21 protein-coding genes are annotated in these 24,052 nt (G+C 63.1%); 7 read left to right on the top strand and 14 right to left on the bottom strand.

The annotated features are described in order from the left end of the window. Positions 1-69: 69 nt before the first annotated feature. Together JL474_RS17430 and JL474_RS17425 are read left to right on the top strand one after the other, a co-directional pair. Positions 70-711, top strand: a complete 642-nt coding sequence (locus tag JL474_RS17430) for a TetR family transcriptional regulator (RefSeq protein WP_123635924.1) — start codon at positions 70-72, stop codon at positions 709-711. After that, the gene (locus tag JL474_RS17425) at positions 708-1,175 is read left to right on the top strand and encodes a hypothetical protein (protein ID WP_203143084.1); all 468 of its coding nucleotides are present in this window, start codon (positions 708-710) and stop codon (positions 1,173-1,175) included. The genes JL474_RS17430 and JL474_RS17425 overlap by 4 nt, the downstream gene beginning before the upstream one ends. Here the strand turns inward: JL474_RS17425 and JL474_RS17420 are convergent. From JL474_RS17420 to JL474_RS17410, 3 genes are all read right to left on the bottom strand, one after another. Then, entirely contained in the window at positions 1,158-2,627 is a 1,470-nt protein-coding gene (locus JL474_RS17420; protein WP_123635922.1) for a WS/DGAT/MGAT family O-acyltransferase, read from the bottom strand. The genes JL474_RS17425 and JL474_RS17420 overlap by 18 nt on opposite strands. Before the next feature lie 441 nt (positions 2,628-3,068). Continuing rightward, positions 3,069-3,659, bottom strand: a complete 591-nt coding sequence (locus tag JL474_RS17415) for an HD domain-containing protein (RefSeq protein WP_203143083.1) — start codon at positions 3,657-3,659, stop codon at positions 3,069-3,071. Between the two features lie 14 nt (positions 3,660-3,673). Beyond that, the gene (locus JL474_RS17410) at positions 3,674-4,444 is read right to left on the bottom strand and encodes a class II aldolase/adducin family protein (protein ID WP_203143082.1); all 771 of its coding nucleotides are present in this window, start codon (positions 4,442-4,444) and stop codon (positions 3,674-3,676) included. Positions 4,445-4,592: 148 nt separating this feature from the next. Here JL474_RS17410 and JL474_RS17405 point away from each other — a divergent pair, with 148 nt between their 5' ends. Further along, positions 4,593-5,285, top strand: coding sequence for a Crp/Fnr family transcriptional regulator (locus tag JL474_RS17405; protein ID WP_203143081.1), 693 nt, complete (start codon positions 4,593-4,595; stop codon positions 5,283-5,285). A gap of 198 nt (positions 5,286-5,483) precedes the next feature. Beyond that, positions 5,484-6,284, top strand: a complete 801-nt coding sequence (locus JL474_RS17400; RefSeq protein ID WP_236012343.1) for a substrate-binding periplasmic protein — start codon at positions 5,484-5,486, stop codon at positions 6,282-6,284. Between the two features lie 7 nt (positions 6,285-6,291). On the opposite strand, the gene JL474_RS17395 is transcribed toward JL474_RS17400, so the two are convergent. Then, positions 6,292-6,948, bottom strand: a complete 657-nt coding sequence (locus tag JL474_RS17395) for an SIMPL domain-containing protein (protein WP_203143172.1) — start codon at positions 6,946-6,948, stop codon at positions 6,292-6,294. Between the two features lie 271 nt (positions 6,949-7,219). On the opposite strand from JL474_RS17395, the gene JL474_RS17390 reads away from it, so the two are divergent. Genes JL474_RS17390 through JL474_RS17380 form a run of 3 tightly spaced genes read left to right on the top strand, consistent with a single transcriptional unit; the run spans position 7,220 to position 13,438 of the window. Further along, complete coding sequence (locus JL474_RS17390) at positions 7,220-8,140, top strand: diguanylate cyclase domain-containing protein (protein WP_203143080.1); 921 nt, start codon at positions 7,220-7,222, stop codon at positions 8,138-8,140. A gap of 30 nt (positions 8,141-8,170) precedes the next feature. Then, positions 8,171-12,721 (top strand): CHASE domain-containing protein, encoded by a 4,551-nt coding sequence (locus JL474_RS17385; protein WP_203143079.1) that lies wholly within the window; start codon positions 8,171-8,173, stop codon positions 12,719-12,721. A gap of 21 nt (positions 12,722-12,742) precedes the next feature. Further along, positions 12,743-13,438: an aspartate/glutamate racemase family protein gene (locus JL474_RS17380; RefSeq protein ID WP_203143078.1), complete on the top strand. Its 696-nt coding sequence runs from the start codon at positions 12,743-12,745 to the stop codon at positions 13,436-13,438. Here the strand turns inward: JL474_RS17380 and tal are convergent, their stop codons facing one another. The 10 genes from tal to JL474_RS17330 all read right to left on the bottom strand — a co-directional run bounded on the left by tal (position 13,439) and on the right by JL474_RS17330 (position 23,979). Further along, the gene (gene tal, locus JL474_RS17375; protein ID WP_203143077.1) at positions 13,439-14,392 is read right to left on the bottom strand and encodes a transaldolase; all 954 of its coding nucleotides are present in this window, start codon (positions 14,390-14,392) and stop codon (positions 13,439-13,441) included. It lies immediately after the preceding gene. Between the two features lie 52 nt (positions 14,393-14,444). Next, the gene (gene xylB / locus JL474_RS17370) at positions 14,445-15,941 is read right to left on the bottom strand and encodes a xylulokinase (RefSeq protein WP_203143076.1); all 1,497 of its coding nucleotides are present in this window, start codon (positions 15,939-15,941) and stop codon (positions 14,445-14,447) included. A gap of 52 nt (positions 15,942-15,993) precedes the next feature. Beyond that, positions 15,994-17,475: a mannitol dehydrogenase family protein gene (locus tag JL474_RS17365; protein WP_203143075.1), complete on the bottom strand. Its 1,482-nt coding sequence runs from the start codon at positions 17,473-17,475 to the stop codon at positions 15,994-15,996. A gap of 35 nt (positions 17,476-17,510) precedes the next feature. Next, positions 17,511-18,158 carry a nucleoside triphosphate hydrolase gene (locus JL474_RS17360; protein ID WP_123635912.1) on the bottom strand — a complete coding sequence of 216 codons (648 nt, stop codon included), beginning with the start codon at positions 18,156-18,158 and terminating at the stop codon, positions 17,511-17,513. Between the two features lie 59 nt (positions 18,159-18,217). Beyond that, positions 18,218-19,051 (bottom strand): L-iditol 2-dehydrogenase, encoded by an 834-nt coding sequence (locus tag JL474_RS17355; RefSeq protein WP_236012342.1) that lies wholly within the window; start codon positions 19,049-19,051, stop codon positions 18,218-18,220. Continuing rightward, positions 19,024-19,701, bottom strand: coding sequence for an HAD family hydrolase (locus tag JL474_RS17350; RefSeq protein ID WP_203143073.1), 678 nt, complete (start codon positions 19,699-19,701; stop codon positions 19,024-19,026). The genes JL474_RS17355 and JL474_RS17350 overlap by 28 nt, the downstream gene beginning before the upstream one ends. 8 nt (positions 19,702-19,709) lie before the next feature. Continuing rightward, positions 19,710-20,858 carry an ABC transporter ATP-binding protein gene (locus JL474_RS17345; RefSeq protein WP_123635909.1) on the bottom strand — a complete coding sequence of 383 codons (1,149 nt, stop codon included), beginning with the start codon at positions 20,856-20,858 and terminating at the stop codon, positions 19,710-19,712. Between the two features lie 26 nt (positions 20,859-20,884). Further along, complete coding sequence (locus JL474_RS17340; RefSeq protein ID WP_123635908.1) at positions 20,885-21,703, bottom strand: carbohydrate ABC transporter permease; 819 nt, start codon at positions 21,701-21,703, stop codon at positions 20,885-20,887. 13 nt (positions 21,704-21,716) lie between these two features. Beyond that, positions 21,717-22,607: a carbohydrate ABC transporter permease gene (locus JL474_RS17335; protein WP_123635907.1), complete on the bottom strand. Its 891-nt coding sequence runs from the start codon at positions 22,605-22,607 to the stop codon at positions 21,717-21,719. A 61-nt stretch (positions 22,608-22,668) separates the two neighbouring features. Further along, on the bottom strand, positions 22,669-23,979 hold the full coding sequence (locus tag JL474_RS17330) for an ABC transporter substrate-binding protein (protein WP_123635906.1): 1,311 nt from the start codon (positions 23,977-23,979) through the stop codon (positions 22,669-22,671). Positions 23,980-24,052: the final 73 nt, after the last annotated feature.

Here is a 24,052-nt window from a genome sequence, read left to right as displayed (position 1 = left end):
GTGTACACTCGTTGTCCATTGCGGGCCGAGAGCGGTCCGGCAGTCAGGCCCGTAGTCAGGACGCACACGATGACCCAGCGACAGCGACGCAAACCCGGCGAAACCCGGGACAAACTGATGGAGGCGGCCCTCACCCTGGTGGGCAAGGGCCGGCACTTCGCCAGTCTCGGTATCCGCGAAGTCACCCGCCAGGCTGGTGTGGTGCCGACGTCGTTCTATCGCCATTTCCGCAATATGGACGATCTGGGTTTGCAGCTGGTGGACCAGTTGGGTTTGGTGCTGCGCCGCATGATGCGCGAGGCGCGGGGCAACGTGCTGCAGGCGGACAAGCTGATCGAGGAGTCGGTGACCATCTTCATCAGCCACGTGGAAGCCAACCGCAGCTTCTTCTTTTTCATGGCCCAGGGGTTGGCCGGAGAAAGCCGCGCCGTACAGGATGCCATCCGCAGCGAGATGCGCTTCTTCGCCAGCGAACTGGCCAACGACCTGCGCCGCATGCGCCTGGCGGAGCATCTGAGTGACGGCGATCTGGAGCTGACCTGCGATCTGGTGGTACGCACGGTCGCCTTCACCCTGACCGACCTGCTCAACGTAGCGCCGGACGACGACTACCAGATCGACCAGATCCGCCAGCGCACCGCCCGCTTTCTGCAGCTGATTTTTGTGGGTGCCGCGCATTGGAACAGTCGTACACAGGCAGGCAACTCATGACCGGTCACTGGAAGCGTTTTCTCGGCACCCTCGTGGCGCTGGCTACCGCGGCCTTGTGGCTGACGTTCTATCAACCGGACCCGGAATACGGTCAGAAGCAGCGGCTGGCCGATGTCTCGTCATTGCTCGGCACCCTGTCCCGTAGTTGGGACCGATCAGCCGTCGACCCCATCCTGGCGCCTGCTGTGAAAGGCGCGGGCCCTTCGTCGGCTACCCTGACAACGGCGCAGTCACTGGGCCGCTTTGTGGGTTGTGAACGTCTGGCGCTGGGGGATTTCGGTGACGATGCCCTGAGCCAGTCACCGCTCAACCGGTTGAAGACGGACACGGTCTACCAGGGCAACGGGCGCTGCGCCTTCGAACATGGCCGGGCGGATGTCCTGGTGGGCTATGTGAAAGGACAGGACCAGCCGCAACTGGTCCTGTTGGAGGTGGATAACGTGCGGTTATTTGACCGTCGTTGACGTGCGCTTGCGTCGGGGGCTGGCCGTCTTGCGCTTCGGCCGGGTCTTCGGCTCGGCCTTGGCCAGCAGGATCAGTTCCAGCTCCTCCAGCGCTTCCCCGGTATAGACGGCCAGTCGCTGCATGCTTGGCAGTGTGTCCCGACACCCCGTATACCCGAAGTTCAGTGACCCGGCGTAACTCAGGCAAGTGATGTTGAGTGCCCCGCCGTGGGCGATCAGCGAAACCGGGTACATGGCCTCCAGCTTGGCGCCCTCGTAATAGAGCGGCTTCTCCGGCCCCGGCACGTTGGAAATGGTCACGTTGAACGCCGGCCGCATCCGCCCGCCCAGCCCCGTCATCAGTTGCAGGATGTAGGGCGACATCAGCAGCATGGTGTACTGGTTCAGCGCACTGCGCGGCAGGCTCTGCAAGTGGGCCTTGGCGCTGGCGGTGGACGCCTGGATGGCAGCCAGCCGGTCTTTCGGGTCCGCCTCGTTGGTGGCCAGGCTGGCGATCATGAAGCTGATGGCGGTGCCGGTGCCCTCGTCGTCCGCGGGGCGGATGTTGACCGGAATCCCGGCGGTCAGCGGTGTATCCGGCAGTTCATCCTGTTCCAGCAGGAACCGGCGCATGGCCGTGCCGCACAGGTAGAGCACGATGTCGTTGAGCGACGCGTCCGCCTTTTTGGCCAAGGCCTTGAGGCGATCCAGTTCGTAATGCTGGGTGGCGAAACGGCGCTGACCGGTGACCCGACGATTGAGGATCGAGCTGGGGCCCACGAACGGCGGGGTCAACTTGTCCTCGGGATGCCGGGCGGAATGGACCAGACGGGAGAGGGCGCTGACCAGCTTGGGCGCGCTGTCCACCTGGATCTTCAGGGCTTCCAGCGCTTCGTTGAAGGCCCAGTTCAGTGTGGCGGCCTTGTCGCCGGTCTGCTTGCGCCCGCGCTGCGGCTTGACCGACCAGGGCGCCAGCATGTTGGTCTCGTTGGGATCGGTGGACAGGATGCGCTGCATCAGTCGCACCCCACTGATACCGTCGATCATCGAGTGGTGCATCTTGGTGTAGAGCCCGAAGCGGTTGTTCTCCAGGCCCTCGATGATGTGGCACTCCCACAGCGGCCGGGAGAAATCCAGCGGGTGCGAATGCAGGCGCGAAACCAGCACCCCCAGTTCCCGTTCGCTGCCGGGCTTGGGCAGGGCGGAGTGGCGCACGTGATAATCCAGGTCGATCCCCTTGTCGACCTTCCAGGCGGGCGCGACCAATCGCCCCAGTTTGCCCGGGTAGGCCAGCTTGTAGTTCCACGGGGGCGCGACTTCGCAGTCGGTTTTCATGCGCGCGACCATGTCCCGCAGGAAGGTCTCCGGCGCGCCTTCCGGCAGCGAGAAAATCTGTAAGGTGCCCACATGCATGGGCGTGTCCTCAGACTCGACGGCGAGCCATGAGGCATCCAGTGTGCTCAGGCGTTTCATAGTGTCCGTTCTTTCCTTGTCCGTGCGTGTTTTGAGTTGTGCAGATCTGTCGAAACTGCATCTTTTTATAGGGTTTGCGCGAGTATATACGAGGTGGAAATCGAACACAGTCGCCGCAGTGACGGAGGTCGTTGTCGATCACAGATTGATGGGGCAAAAAAAGGCCCGGTGAATTCTGTGATCCTGCTCATAGGGTGGGAAGCAGGATCGACTCACCGGGCACCAGGTTGGAGACGCAACTCAAAACACGTCAGAAAAAGCCTGAAAGGGACGGGACTCTGATTCCGCCCCTCTTCATTAGCAACCACACTAACGCAGGATGTTCCGTTCATCACGTTAAAATCCGGTAAATGGACAACCCGTAAGGTATTGAAAAGGCGACGTTAATTCGGGTAAGGGGAAACCGAAATAAAAGGACGCCAAGGTGGCGCCCTATAGGAATTACTCAGCCATCGCTTTCTTGTAGAGCGATTTGCGGGGCCTGGCCATCACCCGGCGCAGCATCGGTTCGAAGTAGGACAGCGGCAGGGTCTCCGCCTCGGGATCGAACGCCGGCGAGTCGTACTTGCTGACGAACTCGAGCGTGTGCTTGTAATACGGGTGATCCTTGAAATTCTCCCGCAGGTTGGGATCGAGCCCCAGGTATTCGAAGAAATAGTAGCCCTGGAAGATCGCGTGGTGCTTGACCATCCAGTGATTCTCCTCGCTCACGAACGGCTCCAGCAGCACCGCCGCCACATCGGCGTGGTTGTAGGTGCCCAGGGTGTCGCCAATGTCGTGCAACAGGGCGCACACCACGTATTCCTCGTCCTTGCCGTCCCGATGGGCCCGGGTGGCGGTCTGCAGGCAGTGGGTCATCCGGTCCACCTTGAAGCCGCCGAAGTCACCCTCCAGCAGCTTCAGGTGGTCCATGATCCGGTCCGGCAGGGATTTGGCGAAATCCCCGAACGAGGCGGCGATGGTCTGCCAGTCCTCGGCGGTGCCGTCCTTCATGTGGGTGAACCGGGCGCGGTTGTCGGTTGCTGTGCTCATAGAAACCTCCGGGCTCAGTCGCGGTAGCTGGGATCGAGACGATCAAGCTTGCGCAGCAGGCCGGGCCAGGCCAGCTGGCCACCCATGCCTTTGGTCACCTGCGCCGCCTGCTGCTTGATGGTGTCGACGATGCCCGCGGGGATCGGCGTCAATTCGCGGTTGCCCGCCAGCGCGTTGATCTGCACCTCGCAGGCCCGTTGCAGGATGAACATGCCCAGGAACGCATCGGCAATGGAGCTGCCCACCGTGAGCAGGCCGTGGTTACGCAGGATCATGAAGTTGGACTCGCCCAGGTCGGCCTGCAGCCGGGCTTTTTCATCCTCGCGCAGGGCCACGCCCTCGTAGTCGTGGTAGGCCAGGCTGGCCAGCGGGAACAAACTCTGCTGCGACAGCGGCAGCAGGCCGTCCTTCTGGGCGGACACCGCGACACCCGCTGTGGTGTGGGTATGCATCACGCAGGCCGCATCCTCGCGCACCGCATGGATGGCGCTGTGGATGGTGAAGCCGGCGGGATTGATGTCGAAATCGTCGGGATCCAGCTTGTTGGCGTCCTGATCGACTCGCACCAGGCTGGAGGCGGTGATCTCCTCGAACATCATGCCGTAGGGGTTGATCAGGAAGTGATGCTCGTCGCCGGGAATGCGGGCGGAGATGTGGGTAAAGATCAGGTCATCCCAGCCATGCAGGGCGATCAGCCGGTAGGCGGCCGCCAGGTCGACGCGCAGCTGCCATTCCTCGGCGCTGACGTGGTCCTTCTTGGATTTGAATGCCAGGGGTGCGGACATCGTGGGCCTCTCTCGTTGTTGGACTTGTTGTGGATCAGTCCTGAGAGTGTAGGCCGGCGCAGGCGGGCAAGACTGTCAATGGATTTACATTGTCCGATGCTGCGTCCGGATTGTCCGCGATATTGGGGGATTGGTTTACACTGTGCCGATGACCGACCTCTTCCACGTTATTCGCCATTGCCCGATCTTCTCCGGTTTTCCGGACGAGGCGATTGCCGAGGCCGCCCGGCACGCCCACATTCGCCGTTTCGAGGTGGACGAGCTGATTTACGAGAAAGGCTCGCTGCAGTCCGGCATCTGTGTGATCGCCGAAGGCGGGGTGCGGATCTGCTCCGTCAACGCCGAAGGCCGTGAGGCGGTGCTGATGATTTTCGACCATGGCACCTGGTTCGGCGATACCGTGTTCTCCCCGGACACGCCCCGCGTCTATGGCGCTCGCGCCCATGAGCGCGCGGTGATTGTCGATCTGCCGGGTGAGGTCTTCCGTGACCTGATGCGCCGTTATCCACAAAGCTACCCGGTGGTGCTGGACCTGCTCAGCCAGCGTCTGTGGGCGACCATGTCGCTGATCGAGGACGACGCACTGCGCGGCATTCCGGCCCGGGTGGGGCGCCGCCTGCTGTTCCTGGCCCAGATGCACAACGGCGGCCGCATCGCCGGCGATCCGGTCAGCTTCCGTCTGACCCGCGAGCACCTGGCCAGCATGATGGGGATGACCCGCCAGGGCGTGCATAAAGTTCTCAAGACCTTCGAGGCGGAAGGCCTGATTGCCTTCAGTTATGGCCGGGTGACCGTCAACGATCCGCTGGCCCTGGAGCGGCACGTGGCCACCTGCGATTGAGCCACCTCAAATTCTGTAACCAAGCGAAACAGGCTGCCCCTTCCAATCCCCGGCGAAAACCGCAATGATCTGCTACTGACAAAAACGACCAGTCGGGTTGGCCAAAACGATCAGGCGGGTCGGTAAGTCGAGCCGGATTGGCGGTGCCACAGGGCCGCGATCCCAACAAATCGATCCTTTGCTCAAGAGGACACTGTCATGGCGATTCCCACCGGCTTCGGTCGTGCCGGATCCGCAGCAGGCAAGATCCGCCTCGGTCTGGCGCTGCTGATGTTCTGCCTGTCTGCCGCGCCCACCGTGCGGGCTGACGACACGCGCTTCCATATCTTCACCGAGAATTACCCGCCCTATAACGTTTCCAAAACCGGCAAGAACTTCGCCCACAAGCGGGAAGACATTGGCGGTATCTGTCCGGAAATGGTTGAGGCCCTGATGGCCAATACACCCTACGAGTACGAAATGAAAATGCGGGACTGGAGCTTCGCCTATCGTTGGGTCAAGGAGCACAAGAACCACGCCCTGTTCTGCACTGCCCGCACCGATGAGCGGGAGGATCAGTTCCAGTGGGTCGGACCGCTGGCGTCGATTCGCTGGACCCTGTTCGCCGCCCCGGATTCCGATATCCAGCTGAATTCCCTGGAGGACGCCAAGGGCCTGAAGATCGCCGGCTACAAGGGCGATGTGATGACCGATTACCTGCTCAGCAAGGGCTATGATGTCACCACGACGGTCACCGACGAGCAGAACCCCAGGCGACTGGTGCTGGGGCAGGTGGATCTCTGGGTGACCGACGGGCTGGTTGGCCCCATGGTGGCTAAGGAGAATGGCGATATCACCGGACTGCGACCGGTCCTGGTCTTCCGTGAGACACCGATGTACCTGGCGGTGAGCAACAAGACCGACCCCGCTGTGGTGGCGAAGCTACAGGCCGGCCTCGACAAGGCCCGCAAGGACGGCACCATCGACGCGATCAAGAAACACTACGGTATCGGTAACTAAGTCGGGCTTACTTGAGGTAGTACTCCAGGGTGGAGACAACCCGGACCGTCTTCACCGGTTGCTGCTCTTCGGTTATGCCCGGCGCCGGGTCACGGGGCAAGATCTGGAACACGCCCTGGTTGGCCCGGCGCATCCCGCCCACATCCGCACCCGCATCCTTGGCGAACTGCTGGGCCGCCTCCCGCGCCGAGGCGGTGGCCTCGGCAATCATCGCCGGCTTGATGTCGTTGAGCCCGTTAAACAGGTACGTGGGGCCGCCGGCACCATAGTCACTGGACAGCACCACGCCGGAATCCACCAGATCGCTGACCGCCTGCGCGGCCTGCTGCACCTTGTCGATGTCCTGCGAGCGCACCATCAGCGTCTGGTTGATGATAAAGCGCTTGCCGGTGGCGTTGTTCTGGTAGGGATTGGCCTGGGTATCGGTGACGTCCAGGCGCTGCAATTCCACCGCACCGGCATCGATGGCCTGCAGCTTGAGAAAGGCCTGGATGCTTTCACGGCTCTTGCGGGCCTGTTCCTGGGCAGCCGGCAGGGTGTCCCCGGTGGCGACGAAACGCAGCGGCCACAATGCCAGGTCCGCCTGAACCTGGCGCTCAGCCACCCCCTTGACGGTGACAAAACGGTCGCCGGTGCGAAGGTCCCGCAAACCGTCGGCGCCCATCCAGGCGGCGGCAATAAGGCCAGTAGCAATGATAAAGCTGGAAACAACGTTCACGCGATTCTCCTGATGGAATGAGGTACGCGGCGCCGGCGCATCCAACGCCTGGTTTGCACCGTATCCACAGCGCGGATAACTATGGTCTAGACTGATACAGGTCCTGGTGCCATGCAATTGAAATCTGGGGCTATTTTGTGTGTTTTGTAACGCCACAAGGGGGCATGTCGCTGGTGAGTGCATAGCTCCTTGGCTGTCGCAATCAGGATGCTGTCGAATGGATGACGCAAACCCCGCAAGTTCAATCCTCATCATCGAGGATGATCCCGATACGATCCACCTGCTAAGTACGATTCTCATGCCCCTGGCGAGCATCCTGTTTGCCAAGGACGGAGAGACCGGTGTGCGGCTGGCTGAACAACACCAGCCGGATGTGATCGTGCTGGATCAGCAGATGCCCGGTCAGTCTGGTCAGGAAACCTGCCGCATCCTGCAGGCGAACCCGGCCACCCGGGAATGTTCGATTGTGTTTGTAACGGCTCATAATCGCCCAGGGGACGAAGCCCGGGCGTTCGAACTGGGCGCCAGGGACTTTGTCAGCAAGCCTTTCAGTCCGGTGGTGGTGACTGCCCGGGTTCGCAATCAGTTGCTACTCAAGCAACAGTCCGACGCCTTGCGGGAGATGGCCAACATCGATGGGTTGACCGGCGCCTTCAACCGGCGTTACGCCGATCACCAGCTGGAGCATGAAATTCGTCGTCATCAGCGACAGGGTCTATCCTTGGGAGTGGTGCTGGTCGACGTGGATCATTTCAAGGCCTATAACGATCACTATGGCCATCAGGCTGGCGATGACAGCCTGCGCGCTGTGGCCCAGGCATTAATGGCCTCCGCGCGACGGCCGGGAGAGTTCGTGGCCCGCTATGGCGGCGAGGAATTCGTGGTTGTCCTGCCTCATAGCGATCCAGACGACATGGATCGTTTTGGCTGGCGAATCATCGAGACCGTCCGCGCGCTGGCCATACCCCACGACCAATCGCCGGAATACGGCCAAGTCACCATCAGTGCCGGGCTCGTGGCCGCCGTTCCCGGTGATTTCGGTGTCCGCGACTTCCTGGAAGCCAGCGATCAGGCGCTGTACGACGCCAAGCAGGCGGGACGCAACACCTATCGGACAGCCTCCCTGGAGGTTACGTAATTGCAGGGATGACGAAACAGGAGCTCATGGATGCTGAGTAGTCTGCTGGCGGGCGATGAAGACATCGCTTCCCGCCCCAAACGCTGGGTGGCGGGGCTCTTCCTGGTGGCGATCTACGTTCTGGTCGCCTATTTCAGCCTGAAACTGGCCTTTGCTGCCACCAACGTTTCCCCCATCTGGCCACCCACCGGCATCGCCGTCTCCGCCTTGTTGCTGGGCGGCTTGCGGCTGTGGCCTGCGATCACGGTCGGCGCCTTTATCGTGAACCTGATCAGCTTTCCCACCGGAACGGATGCCCTGGCTGTCACCCTGCCGGCGTCGCTTGCCATTGCCACGGGCAACACCCTGGAAGCACTGACGGCGGCCTATATCATTCGTCGACTGGCTGGTGGCCGCCGATCGTTTGACCGGGTCCTGCACGTGTTCCGCTTTGTCGGCATTGCGGTGCTTGCCTGTGTGATCAGTGCCGCCGTGGGCGTCACGACCCTGATGGTTAGCGGCTATGTCTCACCGGAGGCGTTTGCAGCGACGCTGGGCATCTGGTGGTTGGGCGATACCGTCGGCCTACTGGTGATTGTGCCGCTGGTGATCTCGCTGCTACGAATCCACGGCGAGCCCGCAGGAGAGGGGGCTTGGGGTGTCGGCATCGGGCTGGTTTTGGCTTACAGTGTGATCAGCCTGCTGGTGTTCTGGCCGGATGTGGGCATGGCGAACATCCAGCAGCTGCTGGTTTTCCTTTACATCCCCTGCCTGGGTGTCTCGGCGTACTATTTTGGATTGCGGGGCGTGGCTACGCTGAGTGCGGCGATCGCCGCCATTGCCGTGCCGGCGACCCTGTCCGGCATGGGACCTTTCAATTTCCAGACGGTGCACGCCTCGCTCGTTGCACTGGACTGCTTTCTCCTGCTGTGGGTCATTACCGGGCTGATCCTGTCCGCGGACCTGACTGAGCGGGGCCACGGCCAGAGTCGCTTCCTGAGGGATTTTATTCCTCCCTGGCTGGCGTTGATGGCGGCGTTGGCGCTGACCGTGTTGGCCTGGCGGGTGACAACGCTCAATATTGAGCAGGAGGCGAGCCAACGGTTCGAGAGCCTATCCAATGAAATCAGCATGCGCATCAAGGACCGCATCAGGGATTATCAGCAAATGCTGAGGGGCGCTGCCGGTCTTTTCTACGGCTCGGAATATGTGAGCGCTGACGACTGGCGGCGCTATGTGCGGGAATTGAAGATTAACGACGATTACCCGGGGATACAGGGCGTGGGCTATGCCGCCTATCTCACGGGAATGCAGGAAAAGGAGGCGTTCGAGTCCCGGATCCGAAGTCAGGGCTATGAGCAGTTTGCCGTCAAACCGGAAGGCATTCGGACGATCTATGTCCCGGTGACTTACCTGGAGCCCTATGATTGGCGGAACCAGCGCGCCCACGGCTACGACATGTTCTCCGAAGGCAACCGCCGCTGGGCCATGATTCGTGCCCGCGATAGGGGCGATGTGGCCCTGAGCCACCGTATTACGCTGGTGCAGGAAACCAGCGTTGGCGTTCAGGCCGGCTTCCTGATGTATGTTCCGGTTTACGACACCAATGACACCCCATCGACGATAGCGGCCCGGCGGGCTCACATCCAGGGTTACACCTACAGCCCGTTTCGTATGAACGACCTGATCGAGGGGATTCTGGGCGATGGCTTTTCCACCGTGGCCCTGGAGATTTTCGACGGTAAAGGCTCCGAGCCGGACGGCCTGCTGTACCGCGATGCTCAGCTCAATACATTGGCCCGACCGGGCGAAGCACGGACCCGGGTCTCCCTTTTGCCGGTCGCTGATCTGCAATGGACATTGCGGGTTACCGCCTTGCCGGCTTTTGCCCGCGCCATCGATTTCCAGAAAGCCCACATCGTGCTGGTGGGTGGGATACTGATCAGTCTTTTACTGTTTTCCTTCATTCGGGCGCTGGCCCTGACCCGGACCAAGGCGATTCGGCTGGCCCGTGAAATGACCGATGCCCTGCGGGCGTCTGAGGGCCGCTTTACGACGCTGGCGGAAAGCGCCAACGAAGCCATCTTCATGGTGGATGGGCAGGGCAGCATCCAGTCCTGGAATCGTGCTGCGACGGTGATCTTCGGCTACACCCCGAAAGAGGTGCTGGGACGGCGCTGGCTGATGCTGTTGCCGCACGAAGAGCGCCAGGACCGGGTGTCGGAAATCAGTAACCTGGCGGCCTACACCAATGCCCGCCTGGCGGAGCACGATATCCGGTTGCAATGCCGTCGCCGGGATGGTGAGACGTTCCCGGTGGAGCTGTCCCTTTCGAAGTGGGAGTCCGGTGGCGAAACGTTTTTCGGCATTATCCTTCGCGACGTCACCGAGCAGCGGCTGGCGGAGCAGCGCCTGAATGAGGCCCGTCAGGTGGCGGAAGCGGCCAGTCGCGCCAAGACCGAATTCGTGGCCAACATGAGTCACGAGATCCGAACCCCCATGAACGCCATGCTGGGCATGACGCAGATCCTGTCCCGCACGCCGCTGAGCGCGGACCAGCGGCGATACGTGGACATGGTGCAGGCAGCCGGACGATCCCTGTTGGCGATACTCAACGACATCCTTGATTTCTCCAAGATCGAAGCGGGCAAGATGGAGCTGACCCACGACGCCCTGAATCTGGATGACCTGACTAGCAGCCTGGCGTCGATCATGTCGCTGGACGCTTCCGGCAAGCATCTCGAGCTGGCGATCGGCATCGAGCCGGACGTGCCCCGGGAACTGATCGGCGACGAGTTGCGCATTCGCCAGGTGTTGATCAACCTGCTGAGCAACGCCATCAAGTTCACCGAGGCCGGAGAAGTTTCCCTGCTGGTGCGCCTGGTCGATCGCGAGGATCAGACCGGGATGTTCGAGTTTGTGGTGAGGGACACCGGCATTGGTATCTCGCCGTCCCAGCTGCAGAAACTGTTCCGTGCCTTCACACAGGCGGATTCATCGACCACCCGCCGCTTTGGCGGTACCGGCCTTGGGCTGACCATATCCAACAAGCTGGTGTACCTGATGGGGGGCGAAATCCGCGTCAACAGCGAGCTGGGCAAGGGCAGTGAGTTTATCGTTTCGCTGCCGCTGAGCATTGCCGGTTTTGGGATTGATCAGGAGGGCATCCGCAGGCTGGGGCGTATGCAGGTGATGCTGGTCGACGACAACGACACCTCGCGGGACTACTTGCACAAGACGTTGCAGGGCTGGAAATGGAGCGTGGACAGCCTGGCCCGCCCGCACCTGTTGGAGCAGCGGCTGGATCAGGCCGTGCCTTACGACCTGTTCCTGATCGATTACGACATGCCCGGGTTGAACGGGATGGAACTGGCACGCTCGATTCGCCGCCTGAAGCGATATGACAGTGCGACCGTCATTCTGCTGGCGGGCGCATTTGAGCAGGAAACCGTCATGGCCTCACCGGACATTGAATTGGTGGATGCGGTTCTGCTCAAACCGGTTACCAGCTCCCAGCTGTACGATCGGCTCAACGAGTTGATGGCCGCCAAGAACGGTGGAATGTCGCCGTCGCTGCCGGAAAACAGCAAGCTGGCGGGCCGCCTGGCGGGAGCCCATATCCTTCTGGTGGAAGACAACCCGCTGAACCAGACGGTGGCCGCCGGGTTCCTGGAGTTTGCCGGCGCTACCGTATCGATTGCTCCAAACGGTCAGGCTGCCGTGGACGCCATCGCCGAGCTGAATCATCCTTATGACCTGGTGCTGATGGACGTACAGATGCCGATCATGGACGGCATTGCCGCCACCCGCCTGATACGCAGCGAACTGAAGGCCAAACTGCCAGTGCTGGCCATGTCGGCGGGCGTTCTGGACAGTGAGCGGACGGAATGCAGCCAGGCCGGTATGAATGGTTTTATCGGTAAGCCGGTGGACGAGGTGGAGCTGATCACCACCATCGCGGAGCATCTGGGCATCGGCAGCGAGCGCCCGGTTCGGCTGACAGCGGACGGCGAGCCGATCCAGCCGGAGCCCCCCTGGGTGGACTTCAGCAGCCTGGACGCCCTGGTGCAGGCCCATCCGGAAGCGGGCCGATCGCTGATGGGTGTGGTGGCCGGCATTGTCGAGCGGGGTATGGCGCCGATGGACGAAGCCCATGACTTGTGGGCTGCCGGCGATGGCACCGAAGCGGCGCGGCGCCTGCACACACTGCGTGGTTCACTGGGCACCATCGGCGCCCGGGCGTTCGCCGACGACGCACATGAGCTGGAACAGGCGTTGCGGTCGATGCCGGACGCCGATTTTCTTGGCGATCAGTGGGCATCACTGGCGGCGGGTTATCAGCGGGTGCTCGATGCCGTGCAGGACTGGCTGGAAGCGCATGACGGCGACAGCGCCCCCGACGACAAACCTGAATTGGATGACGCCGCGCTGGCGGAATTGCGTGAGCTGTTGGCACAGAATAACCTGAGGGCGCAGGCGTTGTTCCTGCAGTATCGAGACGCCCTAGCGGAGCTGTTGTCGCCGTCCAGTATGGCCGAAGCGGAACAGGCGATGCGGCAGTTGGACTTCGAATGGGTGAAATCGGTCCTGGATGATCTGTAAGCGTGTTGGCGCGGAGGTGGTATGAAAACCATAGGTTTGTTGGGCGGTATGAGCTGGGAATCCACGGTCAGCTATTACCGGGCGCTCAATGAAGGAATAAAGGCCCGGCTGGGCGGACTGCATTCCGCGAAGATCTGCCTACACAGTGTTGATTTCGCCGAGATCGAGCCGCTCCAGCGTAGTGGCGATTGGGACGAAACCGCACGCCTGCTTTCCGCGGCGGCTCGTTCTGTGGAAGCCGCGGGCGCCGACTTCCTGCTGATCGGCACCAACACCATGCACAAGGTGGCGCCGCAGATCGAAGCGGCGATCTCCATTCCGCTGTTGCACATCGCCGATGCCACCGCCGAGCGCCTGCAGGACGACGGCATTGCCCGGGTCGGCCTGATCGGTACCCGATACACTATGGAGCAGGATTTCTACAAAGGCCGCATGGCCGAGCGGTTCGGCCTCGACGTGCGGGTGCCGAACGCGGACGAGCAGGCGGTCATCCATCGGGTGATCTTCGAGGAACTGTGCCAGGGCATCATCCGGGACGACTCCCGGGACGCCTTCCTGAAGATTATCCAGCGACTCTACGAGGCCGGCGCCGAGGCCGTGATCCTCGGCTGCACCGAAATCGCGCTGCTGGTGGGGCCGGAGGACACCGGTGTGCCGCTCTATGACACCACCCGCATCCACGCCGAACAGGCGGTTGAACGCGCCCTGGCGGGTTGATCAGCCCGCCAGACGTTCGGCGATCTGCCGTTCCAGCTCGTCCTGATCCGCCGCAAACCGCCGGATACCTTCGGCCAGCTTGTCCGTTGCCATGGGGTCTTCGTTGTGGCCCCAGCGGAAGTCGGACTCGGTCATCAGAGCCGGGCGCTGGCCACTGCTTTTGCCATCGTGAATCTGCCGGGACACCTCGCCGTCACCGGCGGCCAGCTCCTCCAGCAGCGCCGGGGAGATGGTCAGTCGGTTGCAGCCGGCCAGTGCCAGCACCTGCCCGGTATTACGGAAGCTGGCGCCCATCACCACGGTTTCGAAGCCGCCTTTTTCCACTCGCTCGCATACGCCACGCACAAAGCGCACACCGGGATCGATGTCCGGCGTGTAGTCGCGGCCGGTCTGCTGCTTGTACCAGTCGGTGACGCGGCCCACGAATGGCGACACCAGGAACACGCCGGCGTCGAAGCAGGCCTGGGCCTGGGCGTCGGAAAACAGCAGCGTGAGGTTGCACTGGATGCCGTCCCGCTCCAGGCGTTCGGCGGCGCGGATCCCTTCCCAGGTGGACGCCAGCTTGATCAACACCCGCTCCGGGCCGATCCCGTGCCGGTCGTAGTCGGCAATCAGGTCGTGGGCCTTGCGGATGCTGGCCTCGGTATCGAACGACAGTCGCGCCGGCACTTCGGTGGAGACCCGTCCCGGAATCATGCCGGCGATTTCCGTGCCGATGGTGACTGACAGCCGATCCACGGCTTTTTCGACCCGCGCTTGCGGGTCGCTGATCTCGGCCTTCAGCTTTGCCAGCGTGGCGTCGATCAGATGTTGTTGGCTGTCCAGCCCGAAGGCCTTGAGAATCAGCGACGGATTGGTGGTGGCGTCGTGGGGCTGGTAGCGGCGAATCGCTTCCAGGTCGCCGGTATCGGCCACGATCAGGGAATGGCGTTTCAGGGCATCGAGTTGAGTCATGGTCCTCCTCCTGTGAATGATGAGTGAGGCGCGCGACCCGCGGCGGAAAGCCTCAGGCCGTCACGCCGTAACGTTCTTCCAGGGCCTTACGATAGCGGCGGTAGACCGTCTCGTAGGCGGTCCGGCTCTGTGTTTCGGGCCGGGTCAGCGTGCTGTCGTCCAGGCTGACCAGTTGGTCGCACAGTTGTGCCAGGGTGGGACCGTTGCCTTCGGCCTGGCCATGGCACCAGGCCGCCTGGATGGCCGCGCCCAGTGCCGCTGCCTCGTTGATGCGTGGGCAGATGACCTCGGCGCCCAGGACATCGGCGACGATCTGGCGCCACACCGGTGAACGGGCACCGCCGCCGATCAGGCGGATCTGGCTGGCGCCCTGGGCCAGATCGCCCAGATGCTCCAGGCCGTAGCGCAGGCCGAACGTGGCGCCTTCCACCACCGCCCGGCACAGGTTGGCCCGGGTGGTGTTCAGGTTGTCCAGGCCGATAAAGCTGGCGGTGGCGTGAGGCAGCATGGGGACGCGTTCGCCGTTGAAGAAGGGCAGTACCGTCACACCCTCGGCGCCGATGGGCGCCTGCGCCATGCGATCGCCGAACGCCGTCAGGTCCAGCCCGAACAGCTGGCGGACCAGGGTGGTGGCGGACGTGACGTTCATGGTGCAGGCCAGTGGCAGCCAGCCGTCGCTGCTGGCGCAGAAGTTGGCTACCATGGCGCTGTCGCTGACCACCGGATCGGACGAATAGGCGTAGACGGTCCCGGACGTGCCCAGGCTGACGGTCACCAGGCCGGGCTGGATATTGCCGGTGCCGATGGCGCCCATCATATTGTCGCCACCGCCGCTGGCGACGAGAACGTTTTCAGCCAGACCCAACCGTTGCGCCATCTTGGGGGTGACGGTACCCGCCGGTTCCCGGGAGTCGATCAACCGCGGCAGCACACGGGCGGGGTCCAGTTCCGGTGCGATGAGATTGAACACGTCCTCGCGCCATTGCCGGGTCCGGGTATCGAAGTAGCCGGTGCCGGACGCGTCGCCGGCTTCCGCCACCTTATCGCCGGTCAGGCGGAAGTTGAGGTAGTCGTGGGGCAGCAGGATGCTGTCGATCCGCTGGTAGGCCTCCGGATGGATTTCCCGCAGCCAGGCGAGCTTGGAGGCGGTGTAGCCGGTCTGCAGTACCAGCCCGAGTCGTTCGATGCAGCCGTCCTCGCCACCCAGTTGTTCCACCAGTTGGCTGTTGTGGCGGGCGGTTTCGGTATCGCACCAGAGCTTGGCCGGGTGCACCGGCTGGCCGTCCCGATCCAGGGCCACCAGCCCGTGCTGCTGGCCGGAAATGCCAATGGCGCGGATCGCCCTGGGGTCGATGCCGGCCTGCGCGATCGCGTCACCCAGGGCCTCGACAAAGGCGGTCATCCAGGCCTCCGGGTCCTGCTCGCGACGGCCGTTGGCGCCCTCGATCAACTCATGCGGGCGGCTGCCTTCGCCGAGAATGCGGCCGTATTCCGGATCGACCACCACCACTTTGGTGCTCTGGGTGCCACAGTCTGCGCCTACGTACATGAGACTCTCCTTGTGTCGATACGGTGTGAGACCCTCAAGCATAGACGGTGTTTCACAAAACCCCCTTCACCAGCGCGTCCACCGTGGCCCGAGCCCCGGATGACCGCAGGCTGTAGAGTGCTGCCAGGAAGGCGTCCCGGAAACGGGGCTGGTCGCTCAGGTCGCCGAACAGTTCCCGGTTCTCGATGAACGCCGTCGGGTGGGCGCGGCTTTCAGCGGCGATGGCCATCAGTTGGTCCTTGAGCGGATCGACCACGTCGATGGGCTGGCCGTCCTCGTCGGTGCCTTCGGTATAGCGTGCCCAGCTGGCCACCACGGCGGCGGCCCGGTGGATCTCGCCACCTCGCTCCAACTGCTCGCGGACGACGGGCAACAGCCACTTGGGAATCCGGTCCGAGCTCTCGGCACACAGCCGCGCCAGGGTGTCTTTGATTTCCGGATTGGCAAAGCGCTCGATCAGCGTGTGCCGGTAGTCGGCCAGATCGACACCGGGAACCGGCGCCAGGGTGGGCGTGCCTTCGTTTTCCATATAGGCCAGCAAAAATTCAACAAACAGCGGATCCTGGCAGACCTCGTGGGCGTAGCGATAGCCGCTCAGGTAACCGAAATAACACAGCGCCTGGTGGCTGGCATTGAGCAGGCGCAGCTTCATCAGTTCGTAGGGCTCCACATCCTCGACCACCTGCACGCCGGCGTCCTCCACTGGCGGGCGTCCATCGACGAAACGATCCTCCAGCACCCACTGGGTAAACGGCTCGCAGACCACCGGCCAGCGGTCCTCGACGTCAAAGCGGGACTGCAGTTCGGCGGTGTCCGCGTCCGTCGTGACGGGGGTGATCCGGTCCACCATGGAGTTGGGGAAGGTCACGTTGGCCTCGATCCACGCCGCCAGTTCCGCATCCCGGCGCCGGGCATAGGCGGTAAACATGCGGTGGGCCACGTCGCCGTTGCCCTGGATGTTGTCGCAGGACATCACCGTGAAGGGCGTGATGCCCCGCTCGCGGCGCCGGCGCAGGGCTTCGGTGACCAGGCCGAAGGTGGTGCGCGGCTGCTCGGGGTTGCTCAGGTCCTGTTGCACGTCCAGGTTGGAGAAGTTGAACTCGCCGGTCACCGGATGGAAGTTGTAGCCGCCTTCGGTCACCGTCAGCGACACGATGCGGATGGCGGGATCGGCCATGCGCTCGATCACCGCATCCGGGTCGTCCGGGGCGAACAGGTAATCCACCAGGCTGCCGATGACCCGCGCGTCGTAGTGGCCGTCCGCATGCTTGACCACCAGGGTGTACAGATAGTCCTGGCTGGCAAGGGCCTCCTGCATGCGCCGGTCGCCGGGCATAACGCCGACACCGACGATGCCCCAGTCCAGCGCCTTGCCGTCATTCATGAGCTGGTCCAGGTACATGGCCTGGTGGGCGCGGTGAAAGCCACCCACGCCGAAATGCACGATGCCCGCCGTAACGGATTGTCGGTCATACCCGGGTACGGCGACCTGGGTATCGAGACGGCTGAGCTGTTTGCGGGAGAGACGGGTCATCGTTACCTCCTGTCGGAGCAAGGGTTGGTTTTCCGTTACGTGGGTATTCGCTCGTGATCGGCGGCCCAGCGGATGTCGGGTTCAATGGACGCCTGTTTCACCAGGCGACTGTTCAGCATGTCTTTGTCGTAGGTCTTGGCCCGGGCGCCGGCTGCGTCCTGGCCCATGTCCTGCCAGCGGCGGAGCAGACGCGCGGCCAGCAAGTCGTCCGGCACCTCCAGGAACAGCTTGAGATCGAACAGGTCGTGCAGCGCCCGCCAGGGATCCCGGTCGAGCAGCAGGTAGTTGCCCTCGACGATGACGATGCGATGCGCCGGCGTAACGATCCGCCCTCCGGCGCGGGCCAGGTCGAGCGGCCGGTCGAACACCGGCACCGCGACGTTGCCCGAGTTGTTGCGAATTCGCTGCAGATCCCACAGCAGGCCCTCGGGATTGAACGTCTCCGGTGCGCCCTTGATCGGTACCTGTCCGCGCGGTTCCAGCACGGCGTTGTCGTAGTGGTAACCGTCCATCGGGACCACCACGGTGCTGCCGGGCACCTCGCGGTTCAGCAGCTCGGCCAGGCGTTCCGACAGGGTCGACTTGCCGGCGGCCGGCGGCCCGGCGAGGGCAACGATCAGCCGCTGGCGCTGCCCGGCCGCGGCCAGGATGTGATCGGTGACGTCTTGAATACTGGGTGTCATGGTTCCTTCTCCGACAGCTTGATGGCGGCAGCCACTCGATGGCCGACCGCCCGCCGCCGTCAGCTCATCCAGTTGCCACCATCCACATTCAATGTTTGTGCAACCACATAGTCGGCGTCCTCGCTGGCCAGGAACACCGCCGCCCCGGCATGATCCTCCGGGCGGCCCATCCGGCCATAAGGCACCGCTTCGCCCACCAGGCGCTTCTTCTCGCCGAGCGGGCGGTTCTCGTACCGCGCGAACAGGGCGTCGACCTCCTCCCACATGGGGGTGTCGACCACACCGGGCGCGATACCATTCACGTTAATACCGTATTTGATCAGGTCCAGGCCACAGGATTGTGTGAGGCTGATAACGGCGGCCTTGGACGCGCAGTAGGTGCTGACCAGCGCTTCACCGCGCCGGCCGGCCTGACTCGACATGTTGATGATCTTGCCACCGCGCCCGCGATCCACCATCGATTGGGCCACCGCCTGCAGGGTGAAGAACATCCCCTTCACATTGACGTTGAACTGGCGGTCGTAGCTCTCTTCGGTGACGTCCAGGACCGGTGCCATATCAAAGACCGCGGCGTTGTTGACCAGGATGTCGATGCCGCCCCAGCGGTCGGTGACCGTTCGGATCAGGGCGTTGATGGAGGCGCGGTCGCACACGTTCAGCGGCTCGCCGATGACCCGGTCCGGGTCGGTCAGCGTGCTGCGGATCTCATCCACGGCGGTACGAATGGCGGCCCGGTCGATGTCGGCCACGACCACCCGGGCGCCTTCGGCCAGGTAGCGTTCGGCAATGGCCCGGCCAATGCCGCGGGCGCCACCGGTGATCACGGCTACTTTATCCTGTAATTTCACAGTGGATCTCCTTTGCGTCAGCCTGCGCTGCGGTGTTGGCGCCATTCATCGATCAGGGTCTCCAGTCCGGTCATGTGGCGCAGGATGCGCCAGGCGCCGGCGTCTTTCAGGTGTTCGGCGTGGTCCGGCGGGATGTGACTGGCGCCGGTAAAGCCGATGACGGTCATGCCCGCGGCTTTGGCCGCAGTCACGCCTGAGACGCTGTCTTCCACCACCAGACAGTCCTGCGGGGAGCAGCCCAGCTCCCGGGTGGCCAGCAGGTAAACGCCGGGATCCGGTTTGGGCAGGGCGACCTGTTCGGCGGTGAACAGCGGAACCGTGCCCAGCCGGGCATCGAGGCCGGTCGTGGCCAGGGAGTTGCACACCCGGAAACGGCTGGAGTTGGAGACGATCGCCAGGGGCAGCTCAAGCCGGTCCAGTGTTTCGGCGACGCCGTCGATAGGCTGCAGTGCTTTCGCCAGTCGGGCCTCGATGGCCTCGTCGATGCGCGGCAGGGCGTCCGCCGGCAGCGTGTGGCTGCTGAGGGCCTCCAGGTGCAGCAGGATGTTCTCGGTGGTCATGCCCAGGGCATGGTGCAGTACCGTGTCTGTCTGCAGGTCCGGCAGCCAATCGCGCAACTGTTCCACCAGCGTGGCTTCGGCGATGACTTCGCTGTCCACCAGCACGCCGTCGCAATCGAAAATCAGCGTCTCCATGGGTGCCCTCACTGATCGTCGCCGGAATCCGCCGGGGCCCGGTTGGCCTGGCGGTTGATGGCGGTGAGCGGGTGGCGTTGCAGGCTCTCCAGGGCCAGGCCGTCCTCGCGGAACAGGTGGCCGCGGAAGGGCTCGAAGCCGAAGCGGATGGTGTCGCCCACCTTATGCTCGATGTCGCCGTCGGCGACCACGGTGATCATGCCGTGGTCCATTTGCACGTAGAGGGAGGTCGCGCCGCCCAGGCGTTCGATCACCTGGATCTTGCCGCTCATCGGACCGTTGTCGTCCAGGTTCAGGTGCTCCGGGCGGATGCCCAGTTCCAGCGAGGCACCCGCGGCCAGCTCTTCGCCGTTGACCGGGACCCGGCAACCCTGGCCGCCGGGCAGGGTGACCTGCACGCCGTCGGCGTTGGCGTCCTGGAAGTCCACCGGCAGGAAGTTCATCGTGGGGGAACCGATGAACCCGGCCACGAACCGGTTGCGCGGATGGTGGTAGAGCTCCATGGGTGAGCCCACCTGTTCCACCTCGCCGCCCTGCAGCACCACGATCTTGTCGGCCATGGTCATGGCTTCGATCTGGTCGTGGGTCACGTAGATCATGGTGGCGTCGAGTTCTTCGTGCAGTCGGGCCAGTTCCACCCGCATCTGCACCCGCAGCGCGGCGTCGAGGTTCGACAGAGGCTCGTCGAACAGGAAGATGCTGGGGTTGCGCACGATGGCGCGGCCGATGGCCACCCGCTGGCGCTGCCCGCCGGACAGGGCCTTGGGCTTGCGGTCCAGCAGGTTTTCCAACTGCAGGATGCGGGCGGCATCGAGCACCTTGTCCTTGCGCTCGGACTTGGATACACCCGCCAGGCGCAGGCTGAAGCCCATGTTGTCCTCGACCGTCATGTGGGGGTAGAGCGCGTAGCTCTGGAACACCATCGCCAGACCCCGTTCGGCCGGGCCGATGTCGTTCATGCGTTTGCCATCAATGACAATATCGCCGTCGGTCGCGCTTTCCAGGCCGGCGATCATGCGCAGGAGCGTGGATTTACCGCAGCCCGATGGGCCAACGAAGACGACGAACTCCCGGTCCTTCACTTCCAGGTCCACGCCCTTGATCACGTGGGTGTCGCCGAATTCCTTGATGACGTTTTTCAGTTGAAGCGTTGCCATGTTGAAACCTTTCTATGTGAAGACGGCTACTTGACGGCGCCGAAGGTCAGGCCCCGGACCATCTGTTTCTGGGTGAGCCAGCCAAAGACCAGGATGGGCGCGATGGCCATCGTGGAGGCGGCGGACAGTTTCGCCCAGAACAGTCCCTCGGGACTGGAGAAAGAGGCGATGTACGCCGTCAGCGGCGCGGCCTGCGAGGTGGTCAGGTTGAGGCTCCAGAAGGCCTCGTTCCAGCTCAGGATGACCGACAACAGACCGGTGGAGGCGATCCCCGGCAGGGTCAGCGGCATCAGCAGGTAGAGCACCTCCTGCAGGGTGCTGGCGCCGTCCATACGGCCGGCTTCGAGAATGTCCTTGGGCAGGTCCTTGAAGAAGGTGTAGAGCATCCACACCACGATCGGCAGGTTCATCAGGGTGTAGACGATGACCAGCCCGGTGCAGGTGTCCAGCAGCCCGGTGTCCCTAAACAGCAAGTAGATCGGCACCAGCACGCCCACCGGCGGCAGCATCTTGGTGGAGAGCATCCACAGCAGTGTGCCCTTGGTGCGCTTGGTGGGCAGGAACGCCATGGAATAGGCCGACGGAATGGCGATGATCAGCGCCAGGAGGGTGGAACCGAACGAGACGATCACGCTGTTCCAGGCAAACTTGAAGTAGTCCGCCCGCTGCTGGACTTCGGCGTAGCTGTCCAGGGTCGGCGTGAAGATCAGGCTGGGGTCGGACACGGCCTCGACCTCGGTCTTGAAGCCGGTCAGCACCATCCAGAAGATCGGGAAGAAAATGATAAAGGCGATCACCCAGGCCAGCAGGCCGATGGCGAAGCGCTTGAGCGTTGATGGGTTCATGGGAGCCTCCGCCTCAGTCTTCCAGGTTCTTGGCCACGAGCCGCACCAGGAAGATCGCGACAATGTTGGCCAGGATGATGGCGACGACGCCGCCAGCGGATGCCATGCCCACATCGAAGTCGAGCAGGGCGCGGATGTAGATCAGGTAGGCCAGGTTGGTGGTGGCCAGGCCCGGTCCGCCCGAGGTGGTGACAAAGATCTCCGCGAACACGGTCAGCAGGAAGATCATCTCGATCATGATCACCACGCTGATCGCCCGCCGCAGGTGAGGCAGGGTGATGAAAAAGAAAATCGAAATGGGGCCGGCGCCGTCCATGCGGGCCGCTTCCACCTGGTCCTCATCCAGCGACTGGATGGCGGTGAGCAGGATCAGCAGCGCAAACGGCAGCCACTGCCAGGCGACGATCATGACGATAGACGTCAGCGGCAGCGATGAGAACCAGTCCACCGGCTGGGCACCGAACAGTTCGGCGATCCAGGCGAAGATGCCGTTGGCCGGATGCATCATCAGGTTCTTCCAGACCAACGCACTGACCGTCGGCATGACGAAGAACGGGGAGATCACCAGCACCCGGGCGATGCCGCGACCGAAGAACTCCTGCTGGAACAGCACGGCCAGCAGGGTACCGCCGACGACGGTGATGACGAGCACCCAACCCACCAGCAACAGGGTGTTGAGCATCGATTTCCACAGGGCCGGGTCGGTAAACAGGTATTCGTAGTTTTCCAGACCGGCAAACCCGGTCATGGTGGGCATCAGCAGATTGTAGCGCTGCAGCGAGAACCAGACGGTCATCGCCAGTGGCACGATCATCCACAGGAACAACAGGGTGACAGCGGGGGCCTGCAGCGCCAGGGGACGAAGTCCGCCGACGGTGCGCCCGGCAGCTCGGGGTTTGTTCATGGTCGTATCCGGGGTTGGGTGGGGTGCCGGGACGGCCGCAGCCGTCCCGTCGAAGACCCGATTACTTGATGTAGCCCGCGCGCTCCATGGTGCGCTGGGTGGCGCGCTGGGCGCTGCTCAGGGCCTGGTCGACCGACATTTCGCCGGTCAGGGCGGCGGCGATCATCTGACCCACCTGGGTACCGATGGCCTGGAACTCAGGAATGCCCACGATCTGGACCCCGGTGTAAGGCACCGGCTTGAGGGTCGCATCGGTGGGATCGGCCTCGCGAATCGCGTCGAGCACGAAGTCGGCGAAAGGCGCGGCTTCCTGGTACTTCTCGTTGGCGTAGGTGGACTCGCGGGTGCCCGGCGGCACGCTGGTCCAGCCTTCTTTCTCACCGACCATCTTGATGTAGTCCTGCGAGGTGGCCCAGGTGATGAACTCACGCGCCGCATCCTTGGCATCCGATGAAGACGGAATGGCCAGGGCCCAGGACCACAGCCAATGGGAACCTTTCGGCGTCGCCGCGACCGGTGCGGGGGCGAAGCCCAGCTTGTCAGCGACCTTGGACTCTTTCGGGTTGTAGAGCTTGCCGGCGGCGGAGGTGGCGTCGACCCACATCGCGCAGTTGCCGCGAGAGAACAGCGCCAGATTCTCGTTGAAGCCGTTGGAGCTGGCGCCGGCTGGGCCGTAGTTCTTCAGCAGGTCGACGTAGAAGTTGATGGCTTCATGCCACGCCTTGGAATCGATTTCCGGCTTCCAGTCCATGTCGAACCAGCGGCCGCCGTAGGTGTTCACCAGGGTGGTCACGAAGGCCATGTTCTCGCCCCAGCCCGGCTTGCCGCGCAGGCAGATACCGGCCACGTCGTGGTCCGGGTCGTTGAGCTTGGCCGCCCAGTCGTGGACCTCGTCCCAGGTGGGCTGCTCGGTCATCTCGATGCCCGCTTTGTCGAACAGGTCCTTGCGGTAATACATCATCGAGCTTTCGGCATAGAAGGGCAGCGCGTAGGGCTTGTCCTCGTAGCTCAGGCCGTCGATGACCGGCTTGAGCAGGTCGTCCGGCTTGTAATCCGCCGGCAGGTCGGTGAGCGGTGTCAGCCAGCCGCGCTCGGCCCAGATGGGTGCTTCATAGGTGCCGATGGTCATGACGTCGAACTGGCCGCCATGGGTGGCAATGTCGGTGGTGAGGCGCTGGCGCAGTACATTCTCCTCCAGGACGACCCATTCCAGATTGATGTCCGGATGGGATTTTTCGAAGGCGTCGGAGAGGCGCTGCATGATGACCATGTCGTTGTTGTTGACCGTGGCCACGGTGACGGTTTCGGCATGGGCCGCAAAACTGCTGACGGCCATCATGCCCGCGAGGGGCAGTGCATAAGAGAGCTTCATGGCTTGCTCCTGTTGTGGGAGGTCTTGGTGTTGTTTTATTAAGCCGGACTGCTTGGTTGTTTTGATCAATTGA

Source organism: Marinobacter mangrovi, from assembly GCF_016798325.1.
Classification (GTDB): domain Bacteria; phylum Pseudomonadota; class Gammaproteobacteria; order Pseudomonadales; family Oleiphilaceae; genus Marinobacter_A; species Marinobacter_A mangrovi.
The sequence above is the reverse complement of the archived record's forward strand: the minus strand, read 5'-3'. Positions and strand labels throughout refer to the sequence as shown.

Excerpts from the sequence above, each read along its gene's own strand:
- JL474_RS17430 (WP_123635924.1), top strand. The coding sequence starts at position 70 with ATGACCCAGCGACAGCGACGCAAACCCGGCGAAACCCGGGACAAACTG.
- JL474_RS17425 (WP_203143084.1), top strand. The coding sequence starts at position 708 with ATGACCGGTCACTGGAAGCGTTTTCTCGGCACCCTCGTGGCGCTGGCT.
- JL474_RS17420 (WP_123635922.1), bottom strand. The coding sequence starts at position 2,627 with ATGAAACGCCTGAGCACACTGGATGCCTCATGGCTCGCCGTCGAGTCT.
- JL474_RS17415 (WP_203143083.1), bottom strand. The coding sequence starts at position 3,659 with ATGAGCACAGCAACCGACAACCGCGCCCGGTTCACCCACATGAAGGAC.
- JL474_RS17410 (WP_203143082.1), bottom strand. The coding sequence starts at position 4,444 with ATGTCCGCACCCCTGGCATTCAAATCCAAGAAGGACCACGTCAGCGCC.
- JL474_RS17405 (WP_203143081.1), top strand. The coding sequence starts at position 4,593 with ATGACCGACCTCTTCCACGTTATTCGCCATTGCCCGATCTTCTCCGGT.
- JL474_RS17400 (WP_236012343.1), top strand. The coding sequence starts at position 5,484 with ATGGCGATTCCCACCGGCTTCGGTCGTGCCGGATCCGCAGCAGGCAAG.
- JL474_RS17395 (WP_203143172.1), bottom strand. The coding sequence starts at position 6,948 with ATGGGCGCCGACGGTTTGCGGGACCTTCGCACCGGCGACCGTTTTGTC.
- JL474_RS17390 (WP_203143080.1), top strand. The coding sequence starts at position 7,220 with ATGGATGACGCAAACCCCGCAAGTTCAATCCTCATCATCGAGGATGAT.
- JL474_RS17385 (WP_203143079.1), top strand. The coding sequence starts at position 8,171 with ATGCTGAGTAGTCTGCTGGCGGGCGATGAAGACATCGCTTCCCGCCCC.
- JL474_RS17380 (WP_203143078.1), top strand. The coding sequence starts at position 12,743 with ATGAAAACCATAGGTTTGTTGGGCGGTATGAGCTGGGAATCCACGGTC.
- tal (WP_203143077.1), bottom strand. The coding sequence starts at position 14,392 with ATGACTCAACTCGATGCCCTGAAACGCCATTCCCTGATCGTGGCCGAT.
- xylB (WP_203143076.1), bottom strand. The coding sequence starts at position 15,941 with ATGTACGTAGGCGCAGACTGTGGCACCCAGAGCACCAAAGTGGTGGTG.
- JL474_RS17365 (WP_203143075.1), bottom strand. The coding sequence starts at position 17,475 with ATGACCCGTCTCTCCCGCAAACAGCTCAGCCGTCTCGATACCCAGGTC.
- JL474_RS17360 (WP_123635912.1), bottom strand. The coding sequence starts at position 18,158 with ATGACACCCAGTATTCAAGACGTCACCGATCACATCCTGGCCGCGGCC.
- JL474_RS17355 (WP_236012342.1), bottom strand. The coding sequence starts at position 19,051 with ATGGCGCCAACACCGCAGCGCAGGCTGACGCAAAGGAGATCCACTGTG.
- JL474_RS17350 (WP_203143073.1), bottom strand. The coding sequence starts at position 19,701 with ATGGAGACGCTGATTTTCGATTGCGACGGCGTGCTGGTGGACAGCGAA.
- JL474_RS17345 (WP_123635909.1), bottom strand. The coding sequence starts at position 20,858 with ATGGCAACGCTTCAACTGAAAAACGTCATCAAGGAATTCGGCGACACC.
- JL474_RS17340 (WP_123635908.1), bottom strand. The coding sequence starts at position 21,703 with ATGAACCCATCAACGCTCAAGCGCTTCGCCATCGGCCTGCTGGCCTGG.
- JL474_RS17335 (WP_123635907.1), bottom strand. The coding sequence starts at position 22,607 with ATGAACAAACCCCGAGCTGCCGGGCGCACCGTCGGCGGACTTCGTCCC.
- JL474_RS17330 (WP_123635906.1), bottom strand. The coding sequence starts at position 23,979 with ATGAAGCTCTCTTATGCACTGCCCCTCGCGGGCATGATGGCCGTCAGC.